General features: G+C 29.8%; 17 protein-coding genes. 4 read left to right on the top strand and 13 right to left on the bottom strand.

All coding sequences use genetic code 11. The annotated features are described in order from the left end of the window. Positions 1-262: 262 nt before the first annotated feature. The 5 genes from BET03_RS09235 to BET03_RS09215 all read right to left on the bottom strand — a co-directional run bounded on the left by BET03_RS09235 (position 263) and on the right by BET03_RS09215 (position 6,936). Positions 263-2,545, bottom strand: coding sequence for a glycoside hydrolase family 31 protein (locus BET03_RS09235; protein WP_120169621.1), 2,283 nt, complete (start codon positions 2,543-2,545; stop codon positions 263-265). A gap of 532 nt (positions 2,546-3,077) precedes the next feature. Then, positions 3,078-3,461, bottom strand: coding sequence for a RidA family protein (locus BET03_RS09230; RefSeq protein ID WP_120169619.1), 384 nt, complete (start codon positions 3,459-3,461; stop codon positions 3,078-3,080). 53 nt (positions 3,462-3,514) lie between these two features. Beyond that, positions 3,515-4,828 (bottom strand): sodium-dependent transporter, encoded by a 1,314-nt coding sequence (locus BET03_RS09225; protein ID WP_120169617.1) that lies wholly within the window; start codon positions 4,826-4,828, stop codon positions 3,515-3,517. Between the two features lie 90 nt (positions 4,829-4,918). Then, a complete protein-coding gene (locus BET03_RS09220) occupies positions 4,919-6,301 on the bottom strand; it encodes a tryptophanase (protein WP_120169615.1) in 1,383 nt (460 codons plus the stop codon). Between the two features lie 17 nt (positions 6,302-6,318). Next, positions 6,319-6,936, bottom strand: a complete 618-nt coding sequence (locus tag BET03_RS09215; RefSeq protein ID WP_279230379.1) for a helix-turn-helix transcriptional regulator — start codon at positions 6,934-6,936, stop codon at positions 6,319-6,321. Between the two features lie 346 nt (positions 6,937-7,282). Here BET03_RS09215 and BET03_RS09210 point away from each other — a divergent pair, with 346 nt between their 5' ends. Next, positions 7,283-8,761 carry an alpha-amylase family glycosyl hydrolase gene (locus tag BET03_RS09210; protein ID WP_120169611.1) on the top strand — a complete coding sequence of 493 codons (1,479 nt, stop codon included), beginning with the start codon at positions 7,283-7,285 and terminating at the stop codon, positions 8,759-8,761. A 45-nt stretch (positions 8,762-8,806) separates the two neighbouring features. On the opposite strand, the gene pulA is transcribed toward BET03_RS09210, so the two are convergent. From pulA to BET03_RS09185, 5 genes are all read right to left on the bottom strand, one after another. Further along, positions 8,807-10,699, bottom strand: coding sequence for a type I pullulanase (gene pulA, locus BET03_RS09205; RefSeq protein WP_120169609.1), 1,893 nt, complete (start codon positions 10,697-10,699; stop codon positions 8,807-8,809). A 105-nt stretch (positions 10,700-10,804) separates the two neighbouring features. Further along, the gene (locus BET03_RS09200) at positions 10,805-11,803 is read right to left on the bottom strand and encodes a LacI family DNA-binding transcriptional regulator (protein ID WP_120169607.1); all 999 of its coding nucleotides are present in this window, start codon (positions 11,801-11,803) and stop codon (positions 10,805-10,807) included. Positions 11,804-11,927: 124 nt separating this feature from the next. Beyond that, positions 11,928-12,371, bottom strand: coding sequence for a PTS sugar transporter subunit IIA (locus tag BET03_RS09195; protein ID WP_120169605.1), 444 nt, complete (start codon positions 12,369-12,371; stop codon positions 11,928-11,930). Between the two features lie 20 nt (positions 12,372-12,391). Further along, on the bottom strand, positions 12,392-14,305 hold the full coding sequence (locus BET03_RS09190) for a hypothetical protein (protein ID WP_120169603.1): 1,914 nt from the start codon (positions 14,303-14,305) through the stop codon (positions 12,392-12,394). 12 nt (positions 14,306-14,317) lie between these two features. Further along, on the bottom strand, positions 14,318-14,524 hold the full coding sequence (locus BET03_RS09185) for a hypothetical protein (RefSeq protein ID WP_120169601.1): 207 nt from the start codon (positions 14,522-14,524) through the stop codon (positions 14,318-14,320). A 160-nt stretch (positions 14,525-14,684) separates the two neighbouring features. Here BET03_RS09185 and BET03_RS09180 point away from each other — a divergent pair, with 160 nt between their 5' ends. Next, a complete protein-coding gene (locus BET03_RS09180) occupies positions 14,685-15,479 on the top strand; it encodes a methyl-accepting chemotaxis protein (RefSeq protein WP_120169599.1) in 795 nt (264 codons plus the stop codon). Positions 15,480-15,575: 96 nt separating this feature from the next. Continuing rightward, positions 15,576-15,902, top strand: a complete 327-nt coding sequence (locus BET03_RS09175; RefSeq protein WP_120169597.1) for a bactofilin family protein — start codon at positions 15,576-15,578, stop codon at positions 15,900-15,902. Positions 15,903-15,929: 27 nt separating this feature from the next. On the opposite strand, the gene BET03_RS09170 is transcribed toward BET03_RS09175, so the two are convergent. After that, positions 15,930-17,561, bottom strand: coding sequence for an MBL fold metallo-hydrolase RNA specificity domain-containing protein (locus BET03_RS09170; RefSeq protein WP_120169595.1), 1,632 nt, complete (start codon positions 17,559-17,561; stop codon positions 15,930-15,932). A gap of 182 nt (positions 17,562-17,743) precedes the next feature. On the opposite strand from BET03_RS09170, the gene BET03_RS13665 reads away from it, so the two are divergent. Then, the gene (locus tag BET03_RS13665) at positions 17,744-17,896 is read left to right on the top strand and encodes a hypothetical protein (protein ID WP_183108809.1); all 153 of its coding nucleotides are present in this window, start codon (positions 17,744-17,746) and stop codon (positions 17,894-17,896) included. A gap of 301 nt (positions 17,897-18,197) precedes the next feature. Here BET03_RS13665 and BET03_RS09165 read toward each other — a convergent pair whose 3' ends face one another. Together BET03_RS09165 and BET03_RS09160 are read right to left on the bottom strand one after the other, a co-directional pair. Continuing rightward, the gene (locus tag BET03_RS09165) at positions 18,198-18,830 is read right to left on the bottom strand and encodes a hypothetical protein (RefSeq protein ID WP_243096906.1); all 633 of its coding nucleotides are present in this window, start codon (positions 18,828-18,830) and stop codon (positions 18,198-18,200) included. A 209-nt stretch (positions 18,831-19,039) separates the two neighbouring features. After that, complete coding sequence (locus BET03_RS09160; protein ID WP_183108808.1) at positions 19,040-19,897, bottom strand: aminoglycoside 6-adenylyltransferase; 858 nt, start codon at positions 19,895-19,897, stop codon at positions 19,040-19,042. Positions 19,898-20,094: the final 197 nt, after the last annotated feature.

Genomic DNA, 20,094 nt, shown 5'->3' with positions numbered 1-20,094 from the left:
TTCATTAACTCTATTTTATGTAAAGTTTATCACATTAGATGATATTTTAAAATAACATAATTTTTAGCAACTCAAATCACTATTTAACTGTAATACAACTTTATAACTTTTCGACATTTTTCTCAACTTATGCAAACAGGGACGGTTCTGTTTTTCACCAATTATTTCCAAAACTGAAAAAGAGAACCGTCCCGGTTTTTCACCAGTATTTTCCAATTGGGTTTTAATAAAAAAGGCATCCACAAATGCGGATACCTTCTTGCTACTTTTCTATAACTACTTTAAATTCTGGTTTACATATATCTATTGATATAACATCTCCTTTTTCAACAGGAGTATTTCCATTATCTACATCAATTGATTTGAATTCTTCGATACCATGTATATGAAGTACTAATTCTGGAATTTTATATTCATCCTTTAAAACCTCTGATTTTACAGTAATCTTTCCATCATTTTCTTCTACATTTAGTTTGATTTCTGAGTATATTCCTTTCTCATAATCAAAGGTTCTTCCGTCATCAAAATAAAGTGTATATTCTCCATTATCTCCAACATAATAATGTAGGTCTAATTTTGTATTTTCCTTTTGTCCAATATATTCTACTACTTCATCCTGCGGTATTATTGCACCTGCTTTTATAAATATAGGAAGTGTATCAATTGCCGCCTCTTTTATAATATATCTTCCACCTTCTATCTTTTCTCCAGTCCAATAATCATACCAATCTCCCTCTGGAAGGTAAACCATCCTTGCATCCATTCCTGGTCTTACTATAGGACATATCATTATATTTTCACCAAATAGGAACTGGTCATTAATATTATATGTTCTTTCATCCCCTTGATAATGGTAGAATAGAGGTCTCATTACAGGATGTCCTTCTTTAGAACTTTCCCTCATTAAGTTATAAAGGTAAGTTATAAACTTATATCTTAATTTTATATATTTTCTGGTATTATCTAAAACCTCTTCCCCAAAGCACCATGGCTCTTGGTTAATTGTCCCCTTCATGCTATGGTTTCTAAACAGTGGAGTAAATGCACCTAACTGAGTCCAGCGTGCTAACAGCTCACCATTTGAATCTTCTGCAAATCCCCCAACATCTGAACCAATAAAGGTATATCCACTTAATCCAAGATTCATAAACATTGGCATGCTTGATTCCATATGCTCCCATAGACTTGTGTTATCTCCAGTCCAGTGGGCTGCATACCTTTGTGTACCTGCAAAGGTACCCCTAGTAAGTACAAAAGGTCTCTTGTTTGGTTGTAATTCCCTTAACCCTTCATAAGTAGCAATAGCTTCTAACATTCCATACATGTTGTGTATTTCTGCATGTTTTCTTTCCCTTCCCTCATCATCAACATGTACTATATCTTCTGGTACTACCTTTGATTCTGTACTGAAATCAGAAGGTTCATTCATGTCATTCCAAATACCTTCAACACCATCTTCAAGTAGACCCTTGTGAAGTTCTCCCCACCATTTTCTAACTTCACTTCTTAGAAAATCTGGAAAAACTGCTGCACCAGGCCATACTTCACCTACATAAACTAATCCATCTGAATCCTTTATATAGTAATCATTTTTAAGTCCTTCTTCATATACATAATATCCCTTTTCCTTTTTAACTCCTGGGTCAATAATAACCACAATCTTAAAACCCATTTCTTTTAACTCTTTTACCATTTCCTTAAACTCATTAAATTTTTCTGAATCAACTGTAAATACTTTATAGTTTTCCATATAATCTATATCTAAATACAATACATCACATGGTATATTCTCTTTTCTCATTCTTTTTGCTATTTCCATTAATTCTTCCCTGTTCATATAGCTCCATCTACACTGTTGAAAACCTAAGAATTCTTTTCTTGGTAATGGCATTGTTCCTGTAATTTCACTATATCCTTTTACTATTTCTGAAACCTTTTTATCGTATATAAAATAATAATCTATATGTCCTCCATCTGCACTAAATTGTACAACCTTATCCTTCTCTTTTCCAAAATCAAAATATGTTCTATAGCTATTATCAAAATAGATTCCATAGGCCTTATCTTTATCTAGTCCAATATAAAATGGAATTGAAGTATGGTATTCTTTTATAGTTGGATTATGTAGTGGATGGGCACCTAAAACATCTGAATTATAGTTTTCTGTTTGTGTTCCCTTTTTATTGATCCAACCATATTTTTCTCCTAAACCATAAAATCCTTTCTCCCATAATAATTCCTTTTCAACCTTTATATTATCAATATCAACACTTAAATCTCTACTTAATAAGTTATCTTCAGAATCAAATACAGATACTTTCAAATCTTCTGAATCAATTTTTATTTTTAAATTTTGAGTTTTTATGTAGTTTCCATCTACTAAAGCTTCAATATTTTTAGATTGTCCTATTACAGCAGGAGTAGATTCTGGAAGTATATTATTTTTAGTATAAGCAAACCTTACTATACTATCTGAAAAAAATTGAATATGTAAATAAGCCTTCTTTCCCTCTGCACAATACCCATAATCTGTTTTTCTTATCATATTTATCCCCCTTTTATTTTTATTTATTTTTAGTAAGTCCCTTTTTGACTTACTTATTTAACAATATTAGTTATCAAGAAGCTCATATAGGTTATTAAAACCTCTGCTGCAGACCAAACCTGTGGAAAATACTCCCCTAGGATAGTGTGGAAAATCCCCGTCATAAATTTCTGATATGCTACCAACACATCCATCCTTCATATGATTATAAAATTCTTCAAGTTTTTTCCTAATCCTCTTGTTAATCCCTATCCTTTTTATTTAAACATTTAAGTCCATATAGTATATAATAATTTACACTCTTATTAACTATATGCTTTTTCTATATCTAACAAGATATTTCTTTTATATTCTTATCTTAAAATTATTATAACATAATTATGCAAACGGTTGCATCATTTTTTTAATTTTATCTTAAAAAAACTAATAGTTTACCAATACACAACTCCATCTGCAATAATGACAAAGGAAACGTCCTTGTGTCACAATAAAAAATTCCCTATATCTTTCATAGATATAGGGAATTAAAGCTTTATTCAGCTATTGCTATAGCTTCAATTTCAACCTTAACATCTTTAGGTAATCTCGCTACCTCTACACAACTACGTGCTGGAAAAGGTTTACCAAAATATTCCGCATAAACTTCATTTATTTTTGGAAAATCATTCATATCACTAATAAAAATAGTACATTTAAGCACATTATCCATGCTGCTTCCAGCTTCTTCTAATATAGCCTTAACATTTTCAAGGCATTGTCTTGTCTGTTCTTGAACATCTTCACTTATCAATTCACCCTCAGGTGTAAAAGGAATTTGTCCACTAGTAAAAATTAGGTTGCAAAACTTGTTTGCATGGGAGTACGGACCTATAGCAGCCGCACAATTCTTAGCTGTAATACCAATCTTTTTCGCCATCTTTACTACCTCCATTTTATATTTTTTGCTATATTTTATAATTCTATTTTATATTAACCAATTCCTCCAAAAACAATGCCTAAAATTAATACTGCAATAGACACAAGTGTGAAAACATATTTGGCAAGGAACTCCCAATATTCTCCTACAGGTTTACTAGCCCCTTCATTAATTGCCATTCTAGCCTTTTTAATTCCATAAATCCAGAAGAAAGCTATAGCTGCTAAAACTGCTCCAAGTGGAACAAGATAAACACTTACAAAGTCTGCAAATTTACCAAGCCTATCTACACTTAAATCTAATGGAAGTCCGAATAAAAATCCTAAAATACCAACAACTATTGTACTTTTCTTTCTAGTCCATCCTAAGCGGTCCATTACAGCTTCAACAGGAACTTCCATAAGATTAACGGCGGAAGAAAATGCTGCAAATACTACACTTAAGAAGAATAGAATACCAAATATATATCCTCCTGGCATCATTTTAAATATGAATGGTACAGTAATAAAAAGTAGAGGAGGTCCAGCCTGTGGATCTAGATTAAAGGCAAAGGCTGCAGGTATTATTACTGTAGCTGCAAGTAATGATGCAACAGTATTCCATATTACTGTGTTGAATGCTGAGGAAGGAATATCCTCATCTTTTTTAAGATAACTACCATATACTACCATAGCAGCTCCACCTAGACAAACAGTGAAGAAGGATTGTCCAAGGGCCATAACCCATGTTTCTACTTTTAATAGATAAGACCAATCAGGTAGAAACATAAATTTTAAACCTTCACTTGCTCCCTCAAGTGTTACTGACCTTATAGCTAAAAGTACTAATATAATAAAAAGGGATGGCATCATATATTTATTAGCCCTTTCAATACCTTTAGCAATTCCAAGGTTTACAATTAGTAAAGTAATAACTATAGCAAGTAAATGCCAAAATATACTTTCAGGTTGTCCAGCAAATCCCCCAAAATATGCTGGTATATCTACCTTACTAAATGTACCTAAAAGTGAAATTGAAAAGTATTTTATAATCCAACCTACTACAACTAGATAAAAAATAAAAACCCCCGAAACTCCCAAAACAGGGATTGTTCCAACTAAAGATCCAAAGGGGAGGTTTTTTTCCTTAAATACATCTTCAAATGCACCTATTGCTCCTTTTTGTCTTGCTCTACCAAAGGCAAATTCCCCCATTAGCCCTGTTCTACTTAAAATAAATACAAATATAAAGTATGGTACTAAAAAGGCTGCTCCCCCATATCTTCCTAGCCTCCAAGGAAACATCCATATATTCCCAAGCCCAATTGCAGCTCCAATACAGGCAAGGATAAAGCCAATTCTACTTGTCCACGTTTCACGCTGCTCCATCTGAAAACCCCTTTCTGTTATTTAAATTATGTTAGTAAAGTAGAAAGATTAACAGCTTATATGCTAATCTTTCTACTTAATATAAACCTATTATTCAACAGGCTTTAGTTTAGCAGTAAAGTGTCTTAATATCTTAGGCTCATAAACTATTTCTAGTCCCTTTAATGTTTCTGATTTTTCTTTAATACTTATTAAGGCATCTGCTACTACATCCATATGATTGTTAGTATATACCCTTCTAGGTATAGTTAATCTTAATAATTCTAGAGGTGATTCAATTTGTTCACCAGTATCTGGGTCTCTTCCTAATAGGAATGAACCTATTTCAACTCCCCTAACTCCTGCCTCTAGATAAAGGGCATTACCTAAGGCTTGGGCAGGGAATTGATAATAAGGAATATGTGGTAATAATTTCTTAGCATCAACAAATACAGCGTGTCCACCTACAGGATACTGAATAGGAATTCCTGCTTCTCTTAATCTATCTCCTAAATACTCTACTTGACCAATTCTATATTCTAAATACTCAAATTGAACTCCCTCTTTTAATCCCCTAGCAAGGGCTTCCATATCTCTTCCTGCAAGTCCACCATAAGTTACAAATCCTTCAAGTGGCACTAATCTTGCTCTAGCTTTATTAAATAATTCTTCATCATCCTTAATACCTATAAGACCACCGATATTAACAATTGCATCTTTTTTAGCACTCATAGTAAAACCATCAGCATAACTAAACATTTCTTTTACAATTTCTTTTATTGATTTATCCCCATAGCCATCTTCCCTTGTTTTAATGAAATATGCATTTTCTGCATATCTAGCAGCATCAATAATTACTCTTAGGTCATATTTTTTAGCAATCTCAGAAACTTCTTTAATGTTTTCCATAGAAACAGGTTGTCCACCGGCACTATTACAAGTAACTGTAATTATTATGAAAGCAATATTTCCTTTACCCTTTTCTTTAATAAACTCTTCCATTTTATCTACATCAAAATTTCCTTTAAAAGGATGATATTCTTCTGTATTAAAGGCATCCTCAATTACACAGTTAATTGCACGTCCTTCTGCTATTTCAACATGGGCTTTAGTAGTATCAAAATGCATGTTACTTATAACATATTGACCAGGTTTTATTAAAAGAGGAAAGAGAACTTGTTCAGCACCTCTACCTTGATGAGTTGGTATTGCATAATTATAGCCAAATATATCTTTAACTGTATCTGCTAAATGATAATAGTTTTTACTTCCAGCATATGATTCATCACCTAGCATGATTCCTGCCCATTGATTATCACTCATAGCTCCTGTTCCGCTATCAGTTAAAAGGTCAATATAAACTTCTTCTGAATTTAAGGCAAATAAGTTATATCCAGCCCTTTCTAATGCAGCAAGCCTCTCTTCATAAGGAATTTGTCTTATAGGCTCTACCATCTTAATTTTGAATGGTTCTGCTTTATTGTATTTTTTCACTAATATCCCTCCATTTTTTATTTATAAATGTCCTTTGAATTAATTTCATCAATATAGTTGTAAACTGTATATCTTGAAACATTTAATTCCTTTGCTACGGCATCTACGGCTCCTTTTATGTTAAATACATGCTTATTTTTAAGGTATTCTACAATTTTAATTTTTTCATCCTTTGTAAGTAAATTAGCTGGCTTGTCCACTATAGATAGTCCTTTATGAATCATTACTTCTAAAAAGTCCTCTACATCTTCTAGGAAACTCTCTGTTGAATTTTCATGTTCTACCTTTGATATTTCATCAAGAAATTTTTTTGATACTTCAATTGCTGTTAAGTCTAAATTAATACAAAGGCAACCTATTACTTTCCCATTTTCATCTTTTATTAAAATAGTTGATGATTTTAATCTCTTCCCATCTTTAGTTTTAGAAATATAATTTAACGCCATATCCTTTCCATTTTCTTTATTCAAACTTAGTAACTCTAAAAGAAAATCTGTAACTGGAGAACCTACTTTTCTTTTAGTAATATGACCATTTTCAATAGCTATAACTGATGACTCTGACTGGGATATATCATGTAAAACGATTTCATAATGCTTACCAAGTGTCCTTCCCAACCCCTTTACAATCGGTATATAGGATTTAAGTATAGGATGAATTTGTTTTTCTGATTTCTCAGACAGTATATTCTCCTCCCTTCAACATTATTGTCTGCATAATTATTATTGTTTTTTTATAAAAATAAAATGTTTACATTATTGTAATATATTTTTTACAAAAAATCAAGTAGGATTAAAAAAATTTAATAAATACAATTTATTTGTAAAATGTCATAAAAATATTATTAGTATTACTAAAATTTAATTTTTTCTTAAAAAGGTAATTAGTACCTAAAATAGAATTATACTTTAACAAAGCTAATTATTTTTTAACATTAACTGTCTTATTAAATTGGTATTAAAATCTTTGGGAGGAATATTAATGTTTAAAAAGTTTATAAGCTTTGTAATTATTTTTTCACTTATTCTTAGTATAGGGTGTAGTAATATAAATGAACCTGAACCTATTTCACAAAATCAAGAATCAAATGAAGAAACTATATTAAAAGTAAAGAACGATGGTGGAGATTTTTCCCATAAAGATTTAATATATTTTATTATGACTGACCGTTTTTATGATGGTGATAAAAGTAATAATAATTTTAAAGATGTTAACAAAAAAGACCCTAAAGCATTTCATGGTGGAGATTTAAAGGGTATAATAAAAAAATTAGACTATATAAAATCTTTAGGGGCAACAGCTATATGGATAACTCCTGTTTATAAAAATCAATCCTATGGATATCATGGATATTGGATTACTGATTTTAATAAATTAGACCCCCACTTAGGTACATTAGAAGATTTAAAAAAGCTTGTAGATCAGGCACATAAGAGAAATATAAAGGTTATGCTTGATTATGTAGTAAACCATACTGGGTATAAATCACCATGGCTTAAAGACGAAAAACATAAAGACTGGTTCCACCCTAAGAAAGATATACATGATTGGAATGACCAGACTGAATTAGAAAATGGTTGGATTTATGGACTTCCAGATCTAGACCAGAGTAATCCAAAGGTCAGAAACTTTTTAATTAATAACGCATTATGGTTTATAAAAGAAACAGATATTGACGGTATGAGACTAGATAATGTTAAGCATGTACCAAAGGATTTTTGGAATGAATTTGCCTATAGAATAAAAAAAGAATACCCTGACTTTTACCTTCTAGGTGAAGTCTGGAGCGAAAATCCAAGATACCTTGAGTTATACCACAAGCTTGGTATTGATGGACTAACAAATTACTCTTTATTTAAAGGAATAAGGGAAACATTTACATGGTATGGAAAAACTTCTGCCTTAATTAATGCAATAAAAAGAGAAAGATTCTTTAGCTATCCTAGTATCAATGGGGTTTTCTTGGATAACCACTATAATAAAAGGTTTATTACTGCAGTAGGAAAACATGGAGATAAATACTTAAAGCAAGCTTTAACATTTGTAATGACCTATCCTGCAATACCTGTAATATACTATGGAACTGAAATTGCCATGGCTGGTGGAGATGATCCTGATAATAGAAGGGACATGGAGTGGTATAGAGTTGATAGTTCAAAGATGTTAAAATTCTATAAAAAATTAGTAAACCTTCGACAAAATAATAATGCTTTAAAAGAAGGGAAATTTAGATTATTAGACTATGATGAAGATTTCATTTCCTATATAAGACAAAAAGGGAAAGATTCTGTTATTGTTGTTATGAATATACGGGATAAAGAAAAACAAGTATCTATTAATATACCTAATGATAGTAAAAATTATAAAGATATTTTATCTAATAAAGTACTTAAAGTTAATGATAAAAGACTAAAAATTAATCTTAAACCTTTAGATTTGTTAATTTTAGTAGACAATTAAAAAGCGAGGGAGATAAACCCCCCTCGATAATTTTTTGTTTATAGTTTACTTACATAAAATATAGGTGGATATTGATTCTACATTTACTACATCCTCACAGTATATATTTTCATTTTCTATTCCATTTTTATTAACTTTATATTCATTAGCAATTACCTTCCATTTACCTTCCATAGGTAGTTTTATCTCTACACTTTCCCTATTGGCATTGTGGATTACTAATATATATTGATAATCTTCACTATAAGGTGAATTTAACAAATATCCTACACAATTTTCAGGGGTATCAATAAAGGTTAAACTACTCTTAATTTCTTCAGCTTTATTAAGCTTCATTACCCTTTGACTTTTTCTAAAATCAATTAAACCCTTAATATATTCAAAGGTTTGGTTATATTCAGCTTTTCTGCTCCACTTAATTTTATTTATATTATCACCTGAATTATAACTATTATGGTCTCCAAATTTAGTTCTTAAAAATTCTGTACCACCCTGTATAAATGGTATCCCCTGTGAGGTTATAATTAATGCCAATGATAATCTGTTCATTTTTTCTCTTTCTTTAGGCGTATTATCAGGATTACTCTTTTCTATCTTATCAAATAGACAGAGATTATCATGGGAGCTTACATAATTAATAGTTTCAACAGGATTTTCAGTAAAACTTACAATTTCATCATTATAGTGTATACTTCCTACTATTCCCTTTTTAATTTCCTTTTCAAGTCCATATTTTCCAGTTGCAAATCCTCTTTCTATACCATCATTATCACCTTTTATTACATTTCTAAAATCATCATTAAATACTGCAATATCTATTCCCCTTTGGCTACCCTTTTTGAATTGCTTTTCAAATGGTAAAGCTGAAGCTCCTCCTGTCCAAGGCTCTCCATATATTAAAATATTAGGATTAATTTCTTTTAATTCTTTCTCAATTACTTTCATTGTTATAATATCCAATAGCCCCATAAGGTCAAATCTAAATCCATCTATTTTATATTCTGTTGCCCAAAACTTAACTGAATCAAGAATAAACTTTCTTACCATAGGTTTTTCTGTTGCAATCTCATTACCACAACCTGAACCATTTGTATAGATTTCATCAATATCAGTACGATAATAATACTTCGGTACAAGTATATCAAAGGGACTGTCACCTGTTGTATATGTGTGATTGTAAACAACATCCATTACAACCCTTATACCATTTTCATGGAGAGTTTTAACCATCTCTTTAAATTCCCTAATCCTCACCCTTCCATCATAAGGGTCTGTTGCATAGGAGCCCTCTGGAACATTATAAAGGTAAGGGTCATAACCCCAATTATATTCTCCTTCTTTAGTTTCATCCACACTTGCAAAATCAAAAACTGGCAATAAATGCAAATGTGTAATTCCTAATTCTATTAAATGGTCTAAGCCAGTTTTAATACCATGTGGACCTCTAGTATTTTTCTCAGTAAAGGCAAGATACTTTCCTTTATTTTTTATTCCTGAATCTTCTGATACGGAAAAATCCCTTACATGTATTTCGTATATTACCGATTCTGTCAGCTCTAAAGCCTTTGGAATTTTATGATTTTCCCATCCTTTAGGATTAATTGATTTAAAATCAACTATCATTCCCTTTTTCCCATTAGCTGTAGCACCCTTTGTATAAGGATCTGGTGTCTCCTTTTCAACTCCATCTATAGTTACCCTATAATTATAATACTTATTTTTATAATCACCCTTTAGTTTCAGTTCCCAAACTCCATTTTCACTTAACTTCATAGGATATTCTGTTCCCACATTATCATCATAATTTTCATAAACTACTACCTTCATATTATCTGCCACAGGAGACCATACTTTAAATATAGTATAATCTTTCCTGTATGTTGCTCCTAAATCATCACCTGTATAAACCATATCTAACAAATCCTCTTTTTTATACATCAGACATTCTCCTCTTTTATTTGTTGTATAACAGTTTATGAATTTCAAGTAAAAAATAACCCTACTTTTTTACAAGTAGGGTCAAATTTATTGTGTTTTTTATTTTTACCCCTTTGTAGATTCCCTTTCAATTAACTTTGTTTCAACAATATAATGGTTTTTATCAACTTTCTTATTTTCTAACTTGCTTATTAAAAGCTTTGCAGCATTATAACCTAATTTTTCTGCATTAATGTCCACCGAAGTTAATGTAGGCTTCTGATAAGCTGCCAGTGGTGTATTGTTAAATCCCACTAATGCTATTTTTTTATTCTGTTCTTTAATAGCATTTAATGCTCCAAAGGCTATAAGATCATCTGTTGTAATAACAGCTGAAGGAGTTTTATTTTTTAATATCTCATTCATAGCTTGATATCCTTTAACTTCATTAAAATCCGCTTCCTTTATTAACTCCTTATCTAATGAAATACCTCTAATTTCAAGTGCCCTTTTGTATCCTTCAAATCTGTCTTTAGTAACATTTAGATTATATGGTCCACCGATAAAAGCTATGTTTTTATGTCCCTTTTCTATAAGATATGTAGTTACATCATACATTGCTTTAAAGTTATCATTATCTACCCATAAAACATTTTCTAAGTTTTTTGGTCTACCTATAACAACGAAGGAACGTCTTGCTTCTCTTAAATATTTTATTGCTTTATCATTCTGTCTTACTGTCAAAAGAATAATTCCATCTACTAATTTACTATTTGTATAATCTTTTATGATATTTATTTCATTTTCTTCTTCTTCCCCATAGGCAAGCATTATGTAATACCCTCTTTTTTGAGCATAAGTACTTATTCCCCTCATAGCCTGTATAAAAAAAGGATTTACAAATAAGTCTTCAGCAGTATTAGGCAAAATTATCCCTAAGGTTTTAGAGGATTTGTTTGCTAAACTTCTAGCTATGGCATTTGGATAATAATTTAACTCTTTCATTGCTTTATATACTCTCTTTTTTGTTTCTTCACTAATCTTGGGGCTTTCAGCAATAACCCTTGATACAGTTGATGGAGATACCTTTGCAAGTTTAGCAACATCTTTAATAGTTACTGGCATATTTACCACATCCTACAATTTATTAATATTATTATATCACATTTATCATTATGACCTTAACTTGTATCTTTTCTCCTGTATATTTATCTTTCTCTTAATTTGTTATTATTCGATATTTATTCTTTTAAAACTTTTCAATTATTTTTATAACTTCTTCTTTAGTCTTAGAATTAATAATTTTTTCTATATCTTCACTACTTCTTAAAAGACTAATAAATTTACTTAATGCAGATAAGTGTGTATTACTATCTACAGCTGCAAGTGTAATAACTAATCTTACAGGGTCATTTTGTTCATGGCCAAAATAAACTGGCTCTTTTAAAGTAACTAGACTCATCGCTAGATGGTTAACCCCATCCTCTGGTTTAGAATGTGGAAATGCTACACCTTTAGTTATAACTATATAGGGCCCATTTTCTTCAATATTTTTTATTATTGAATCTATATATTTTTTCTCTATGTATCCTTTATCTAAAAGTATTTCACATCCCTTAAATATTGCTTCCTTCCAATCATTTGCTACTATATCTAATTTAATAGTATCTTTATTTAAAAGCTTCTTTAACATATTTTGTCCCCCTATTATGTTTAATTTAATAAATTTATAATAATTGATATTAGATATGTATTCATATATACAAAGGAAATAACCCCAGTATCATTCATAAATAGAACAACAACTGAAGTAATAAAAACTACATACATTCCCTTCATAATCTCTGGATATATATCTTTAATTTTAAATAATAGTCCTTTTTCAGATTTATATATTTTTATTATAAAATATAGCTGCCCTAAAAATATAATACTCCATGGTGGAATTACAATCATAAACATAAACTGCTTTATTTTACTAATAAATACCGTTACAAACTCATTTAATCCATTTAAATTAATTCTTTCAATTAAGTTACCAATATGTGTTTTTTCAGCATTATTTACATCAAAATATATATTAAATAAAAAAATTACAACCCCTATAGATGCTAATAGTAAAAAATTTTTTTCTTCTAGTTTAGCTCCAAAAATAATTATATATATAATCATTAAAAATGCTGTTATGGCTCCTAAAAAGCCCCCGAAGTTAGCTCCATATCTATTAGATAGAGATAAAATTACTAATGGGAAATATAAAAATAAAATACTATTCTTAATAATACTATTTTCTATTTTTTCTCTTAAGGAAAAGTATCCTATTATAGAGGTTGATAACAGTACACCCATTATCTCATTATTTAAACCGTAGAATCTCCCACCTGCTACTATATTGTTATATCCAATATATGAATCATAAATAATCGGTTTATATATAAATATACCAAATAATATCATAAAACTTGTTCCTATACATAATAACATCACAACTTTAATTTCCTTTTTTAAAAATATAAATGATACTGTTATGGAAGATAGTAAAAAAATTAATACATATAAGATTATACTTTTATGGATATCTAATAAACCCAGTATCAAAGAAATAAATATCCCAGCTGATATACTAGTAGAAACTGTTTTTAAATTTCTGATTTTCTTTTTATCTTTACTATTCCATTTTAAAATAATATAAAATTGAGATAAAATAATAATTCCATGGATAATATATTTAATAATATTTAAGTTTAAAAACTCTATTAGATTATCCTTTGATATATTAAAGGCCTTTTTATTATCTATTACTTCAATAGGGTTTCCTATAAACATTGAATTATCTATATTATAAATTGAAGCTATAGTTGGAAAGATATCTAAGTTTGTTATTACTCCTACTCTTTTGGTTGTACCACTTGTAAGAATACCTTTTTTAGAATAGGGAAGTTTATATAACAATGGAACTAGCGTAGTATTCCACCTTTTATTAATATCTCCCTTTATATCTTGTGGAAAAATAAGAAGGTATTGATAGTCAATATTTTTTAAAAGATTGTTTAGTATTCTAATCCTTTTATTTTCCTCTTTAAATTTATATGAAAGTATAAGAATATCAACTTTTTTATAAATATTTTCTATTTCTGATTCAAGCCATGAAAGGTTATATATTACCTTATTTTCCCCATATTCTATGAATCCATTTTTATCAGCAGCAATAATTGCTGAAGGGTCCTTTCCTATATATCCAACTTTAATTTTCTGCTTTTTAAAAAACTGACCGAAGATATCTATTTCCCAGGAAAAACTAAAAATGTCATCATATCCTTTTATATATAATCCTTTTGACTTTTTAGTAATTCCTTTAAAAAGTCCTTTTTCTACCTTTACCCTTCTACCAGTTGAAATAGTAGTAAAAAAACTTTCCTGACTATTATTTTTATATATGTTACCAGTTTTTATATTCATAAGCCCTATAGACATGTTTTTATCATTATAGATTTCTTTAGCCAAAAAAAAATCTAACTTGTCTACAATGATAATTAAAGTTTTTTTATTTTTATCTGCAATAACAGTATTATTTATGTTTAAAATTAAAATAATTATAGTAAAAAAAACAGCCAAATATCTTCTCATAAATACACCCTTTTAATAGTAAATATAATTTAATACGGAGAAAATTCCTAAAGCTATTGATAGAAGTCCTACCGAAACTTTTAACTCATAAAAAGTATCTACCTTAAAGCCTTTCTTTTTTATAAATTCCCTGTCCTTTATTAAAACTTTTAAATCATATACATCACTTAGAATAAGATATAAGCCATTTATTATGAAAATAAGTCCTATATATAGCAAAGATATCACCCTTTTTTAATTATTGTAATCCCATGTGGCAATAATTATACTTATTGCTAAATTTCAGCAAAAATTATTTTCTATTTTTTATATAAAATTGAAAATTCTTGTCTTATAATATAAAATTAAATATAAGGTTATATTAAAGGGGGACAAATATATGAAGGTTGCAATAGTTGGAGCTGGAAAAGGTGGAACAGCTATTCTTAAATCACTAGCTCGATTAGATGAGGTCCATGTAAGTGTTATAATTGATACCAATGTAAATGCATCTGGAATTAAACTTGCAAAGAAATTAAATGTTGATACCTCAACATCTATAGAAGATATAAACCCTGTAGATACAGATATGATTATAGAAGCTACTGGGATAGAGAATGTAGCTAACACACTTCATGATAAATATGGAGATGACTGTAAAATTATTGATTCTCAAGGTGCTTTCCTTATAATGACTTTAGTTGAAAGGGATATAGAAACATTAGAAAAGCTTGATGCTCAAATGAGTGCAATAAATGAAACTTCTTTAGTAGTCCAAAATCGATTAGAAGAAATAGCAACTTCTGTAGAGGACATACATAATGTAAGTGAAATGTTAGTAAATACAACGGAAGCCTCAAACAAGTATATTGAGGAAAGTGACAAGATTGTTCAGTATGTAAATAAAATAGCTCAGCAAATTAAAATATTAGGATTAAATGCCAATATAGAAGCTGCAAGGGCAGGAGAATATGGAAAAGGTTTTTCTGTAGTAGCTAGTGAGATTCAAAAGCTTGCAAATGAGAGTGAAAACTTTGCTAAAGAGATTAATGATATATTAGTAAAATTATCTACTGAAATAGAGAAAATAAATAATGAAATAGATAATTTAAAGAAATTATCTCAAGTACAGCTAGATGCCTCCAATTCAGTAAGTGCTGCTGTAGAAAAGCTCAAGGAAGAAACTGACAATTAGAACTTAAGTATGATATAAAATTAGTATCTAAGCCTCATTAGTTCTTTCCCCAAAAGTAATATAATATAATTAAAATAACCTTATGGGGGACGAACTATGAGTAAATCTAAATCATTAATGGTTCTTGAGAAGAATGCCCTCTTTCAAGGTACACTTAATGCATCTGGAGATATTAAAATTAATGGTATTTTTAAGGGTGATATATATTCTGCAAATAATGTATATATAAGCTCAACGGGTAAAATTATTGGAAATGTAGAAGCTGATAATATAATTATTAATGGTGAAGTTAATGGTAATATTAAAGCAAAAACTAAAATTCATCTTACTGAAAACAGTATACTTACAGGTGATATTATAACTAAAAAGTTTATTATAGACAGAGGAGCATTTTTTAATGGTAAGTGTAAAAGGATAAATTAAACTGCGTCCAATTGGACGCAGTTTAATTTATTTACCTAACATAATATTTATATCCATTAGTTTTTGTTGAAGCTCTAGAAGTTTGTTATTAAGCTTATCATAATTATCCTTAAGAAAATCCTTATCAATAAGTTGGTCCGTTTTAGCAGCTAATATTTCAAATTCATCATAAACCTTCTGCAACTCTTCTTGTATATTTTCTTTTTGCTGAAGTGGTTTTAATACTTCTCCAGATTTTTCTTTATAAAATTCATCCTTAAGATCAAAAACATCTCCCATATCTGGAACAATTGTTTCAACATTAAACCTTTCAGAAACTAAATCTGCAAATTCTTCAGCTGAATCTTCTTCTCCGTGTACAATAAAAATTTTATTAGGCATACTTTTAAATCCATTAAGCCATCTGATTAATTCATCCCTATCTGCATGGGCTGAAAAACCTTCTATATCATATATTTTAGCTTTTACTGCTATTCTTTCTCCAAGAAGCTTTACTTTTTTTGCTCCATCCTTTAATATTCTTCCTAGGGTTCCCTCTGCCTGATATCCTACAAAAACAACACTATTTTTTTCATCCCATAAATTGTGTTTCAAATGATGACGAACCCTTCCTGCAGTACACATTCCACTTGCAGAAATAATAACCTTTGGATAGTTTGCATTATTTAAACGCATAGATTCTTGTTGATCTCTAACATAGTGAAGGTTGCTAAATTCAAATGGGTTATCTCCGCTTAATATCAATTTTTTAGCCTCTTCATCAAAACAGTAGGTATTTTCCTGAAAAACCTCTGTGGCTGATACAGCCATTGGACTATCTATATATATAGGAATTTTCATAAATTGGTCAAGATTTTTATTGTATTCATAGTATTTATTTAGTTCATAAATAAGCTCTTGTGTTCGTCCTACAGCGAAAGAAGGAATTATTACTGTACCATTATTCATAACAGTAGAGTTAATGATTTCTACTAATTTTTCCGTTCTTTTTTCTGCATTTTCATGTAGCCTATTACCATATGTTGATTCAATAATAAGATAATCGGCTTCTTCTATTAGCTCAGGATCTCTTATAATTGGTCTATCCCTCATACCTAAATCACCAGTAAAAACTATTTTTACTGTATTTCCCTTTTCCTTTATCCAAAGCTCAATTATTGATGAACCTAATATATGACCAGCATCCTTAAATCTTACTGTTACATCTTCATTTATATCAATTTTTTGGTCATATAAAACAGGATCAAAATAGTTTAAACTAACAGTTGCATCTTTTACGGTATATAGTGGTTTTACTAAAGGTTTACCTTCTCTCTTTCTCTTTTTATTTTCCCATTTTGCATCAGATTCCTGTATATGACCACTATCTTTAAGCATAATATCACATAAATCTTTAGTAGCCTTCGTACATATAATTTTACCATTAAAGCCCTCTTTTACTAGCTTAGGTATCCTGCCACTATGATCTATATGTGCATGGCTTAGAAGCATAAAATCTATTTCAGAAGGATCAAACTTAAAATCTTCAAAATTTAACTTCTCTAATTGTTCACTTCCTTGAAACATTCCACAATCAATTAAAATTTTATACTTATCTGTGGTAATTAAAAAATTAGAGCCCGTTACAACCTTAGCAGCTCCTAAAAATTCTATTTTCATAAATAGGCCCCCTAACAATATAAATGTGTTCTTAATTTTATTAATTTTCTTTATTTTACATAAATTCTACAAAAAAATCAAAAATTCCTCTATTCCCTCTTTAAACATTGGTAAAGTATTATTTATATATTTTATTAAATTAGAGAAACTATATATTACAAATCATCTGAAAGGAGATTTTTATGGAGAGAAAACATCACTTTAGAAAAAAGCCAAAAAGGTCAGAAAGTTCATTTTTCTATGTTAATCCAGATATCCATGATGAACTAATTGATGTTAAAACTTTGAGGGCAAACAAAAAGAAATGGGATGCAGTAAAAAGAGAATTTGACTAGACGGAAAATAATGGTGAAAAGCGGGACGGTTCTCTTTTGCAGTTTTGGAAAATAATAGTCAAAAAGAGAGCCGTCCCTGTTTATATAGTTGGCCATTTCACATAACTTTCCTTGTTTGCCACGCCTTCGAGCTGGACCTCATCGGAATACTCATGGGTGGAGCTTTGCTCCTAGTGAGGAGGTGTGTCGCTTCCTTTCCCAAAATCCATCTGTCCTGCAACGTCCTTATGGAAACATATTGTTAGCTGATAGTCGAATTTGTCTTTGTTTTAAACTATAAAGTATTAATATATATTCAATCTTATAATTCATTTTTCTTTGTTACTTTAATTTTAAGTAAAAGCACAGTGATGTCTTCATCTATAATCTTTTTAATAGATTCTGGATCTTGATAATCATAAGCTGTCCTTAATGACTCTTTTCCTTGCCTATATACTGCCAATACCATTTCTTCACCATACTCTAATCCAACTGTTTCACTTCTAATAGCATAGTCCCAGCTACTAATGCCAGAATCAACAAAAAAGTTATTATCAATAGCAAGGGGTCCTACACTAGCACCTGTTGAATATAAAAAAAATAAGGGGTTTTTATTGGAGTTTATTATTCCAAATCCTATTTTCCCTTCTTCAAATTGTTCAGGACTTAACCCCTGAGAAAGTTGTATAAGAGGAAAAGGCTTAATAGCTTTTCCGTTACTATATCCTTCCACCCATAAATTGACCCAACTTTTATCTGCTCTAGACAATTTAAAGTTAAAATCAAATAATAACCCAAGGTTTAATTCTTTAAATGTATTTTCGTATTCCGAACCTTCATTTGATGAAATATAAGCGATTGTTTTGTTGTCTTCATTTTTATTGCTACATCCAACATTAGCAGCAATAGATATAATTATAATTAACACTAAAATTTTACAAAATTTTCCCTTCAAAATAACTCCTCCTCAAAATTAATGACTTAAAGCGTTAATTATATTATTATATGTAAACAATTATTTCTAAAGAAGTACCCAAGTTTCTGGTCTATTAATGCTGTTTATGGCTTTTAGCCGATTTTACATAACGTTCCGCAACTTCGCGACATTACTATAAACGCTTACAACTTCTAACTAAAGTTGCAATTTAACATATGTCTTTAAAATCAATCAATCTTCTTTGTTTCTTTAATTTTCTTGCAAAATTGTATAACCTCTTTATCTACTTGGTCCGGGTATTTGTATCCTAAATTTTCTCCAACTTTTTTTGCTATCTTTCTAAAAAAAGTAATTGTATTAAAAAATGCATTCCAATTTTCCTCTATATCTGCTCCTGCATATGTTTCTTTAAACTCTTTCCAAGTTTCTGAGCTAAGATACTTCTTAAATTTTTTCCCAAAAGCTCCTGTTTCCACTGACCAATCATTTTTCATTCCAATATACCAATCTATAATCTTATGTAAAAAGGAATACTTAAGTGTGTAATCTAACATATATTTAGCAAATGGTAACTCATCTCTCCAAAGATATTTGGGAACATAATACGCATTCCACCAAAACTCATTTACTAAAACTTCATATTCTTCTTTACTCGGTTTTTTTATTATATATTCTGAATATGTTGGTTTGGATAATCCTTTAGTTATTTCATCCTTATCAATTAAGACTTTATAACCATTATCATAAGCATCTGAGTCTATTTTAAGCTGATCTGTAATTTGAAAATCAATTCTAACACCATCTTTAAATAAAACAAGTCGAGTAATCCAACAACCAGTCTTGAAACCTGTAGAACGTGGCTTAAATGGCCAACGTACCATAATAGCTCCAAATTCTTCTAGCCAATCATCACTCTTTTTAAATTTACTCAAATCTGATACATATAATTCAATATCATAATCAGATAAAAAATCAACATTTGCATCAGGTTTAGCACGAGAACTAGTTAATATTGCCGCTCTAATTAATTCGTTTCTTTCAGCCCATTCTTTGAACTGTGATAAAACTTCTTTTTCTGTTCTCATAAACACACTCCTTATTATCATAAATATATTCAATAATAACTAAATAATATTTGTTTACCCCTAAGTTTAAAAATACTTCCATAAAAATTATGTCTGCAAACGTTGTCGTGCCAAAGGCCTGGTGCAAAGTTTGCTGTAGCATAACTTACTTAAGTTTATGCAAACTTTGTGCTAGAGAGCATGTCCCGTAGGGTCAC

The organism is Thermohalobacter berrensis, from assembly GCF_003609645.1.
Classification (GTDB): domain Bacteria; phylum Bacillota; class Clostridia; order Tissierellales; family Thermohalobacteraceae; genus Thermohalobacter; species Thermohalobacter berrensis.
Note: the sequence above shows the minus strand (reverse complement) of the source record. Positions and strands in the feature narration are given on the sequence as shown.

Coding starts and splice junctions, on each gene's coding strand:
- BET03_RS09235 (WP_120169621.1), bottom strand. CDS start 2,545: ATGATAAGAAAAACAGATTATGGGTATTGTGCAGAGGGAAAGAAGGCT.
- BET03_RS09230 (WP_120169619.1), bottom strand. CDS start 3,461: ATGGCGAAAAAGATTGGTATTACAGCTAAGAATTGTGCGGCTGCTATA.
- BET03_RS09225 (WP_120169617.1), bottom strand. CDS start 4,828: ATGGAGCAGCGTGAAACGTGGACAAGTAGAATTGGCTTTATCCTTGCC.
- BET03_RS09210 (WP_120169611.1), top strand. CDS start 7,283: ATGTTTAAAAAGTTTATAAGCTTTGTAATTATTTTTTCACTTATTCTT.
- pulA (WP_120169609.1), bottom strand. CDS start 10,699: ATGTATAAAAAAGAGGATTTGTTAGATATGGTTTATACAGGTGATGAT.
- BET03_RS09200 (WP_120169607.1), bottom strand. CDS start 11,803: ATGCCAGTAACTATTAAAGATGTTGCTAAACTTGCAAAGGTATCTCCA.
- BET03_RS09195 (WP_120169605.1), bottom strand. CDS start 12,371: ATGTTAAAGAAGCTTTTAAATAAAGATACTATTAAATTAGATATAGTA.
- BET03_RS09190 (WP_120169603.1), bottom strand. CDS start 14,305: ATGAGAAGATATTTGGCTGTTTTTTTTACTATAATTATTTTAATTTTA.
- BET03_RS09180 (WP_120169599.1), top strand. CDS start 14,685: ATGAAGGTTGCAATAGTTGGAGCTGGAAAAGGTGGAACAGCTATTCTT.
- BET03_RS09175 (WP_120169597.1), top strand. CDS start 15,576: ATGAGTAAATCTAAATCATTAATGGTTCTTGAGAAGAATGCCCTCTTT.
- BET03_RS09170 (WP_120169595.1), bottom strand. CDS start 17,561: ATGAAAATAGAATTTTTAGGAGCTGCTAAGGTTGTAACGGGCTCTAAT.
- BET03_RS13665 (WP_183108809.1), top strand. CDS start 17,744: ATGGAGAGAAAACATCACTTTAGAAAAAAGCCAAAAAGGTCAGAAAGT.
- BET03_RS09160 (WP_183108808.1), bottom strand. CDS start 19,897: ATGAGAACAGAAAAAGAAGTTTTATCACAGTTCAAAGAATGGGCTGAA.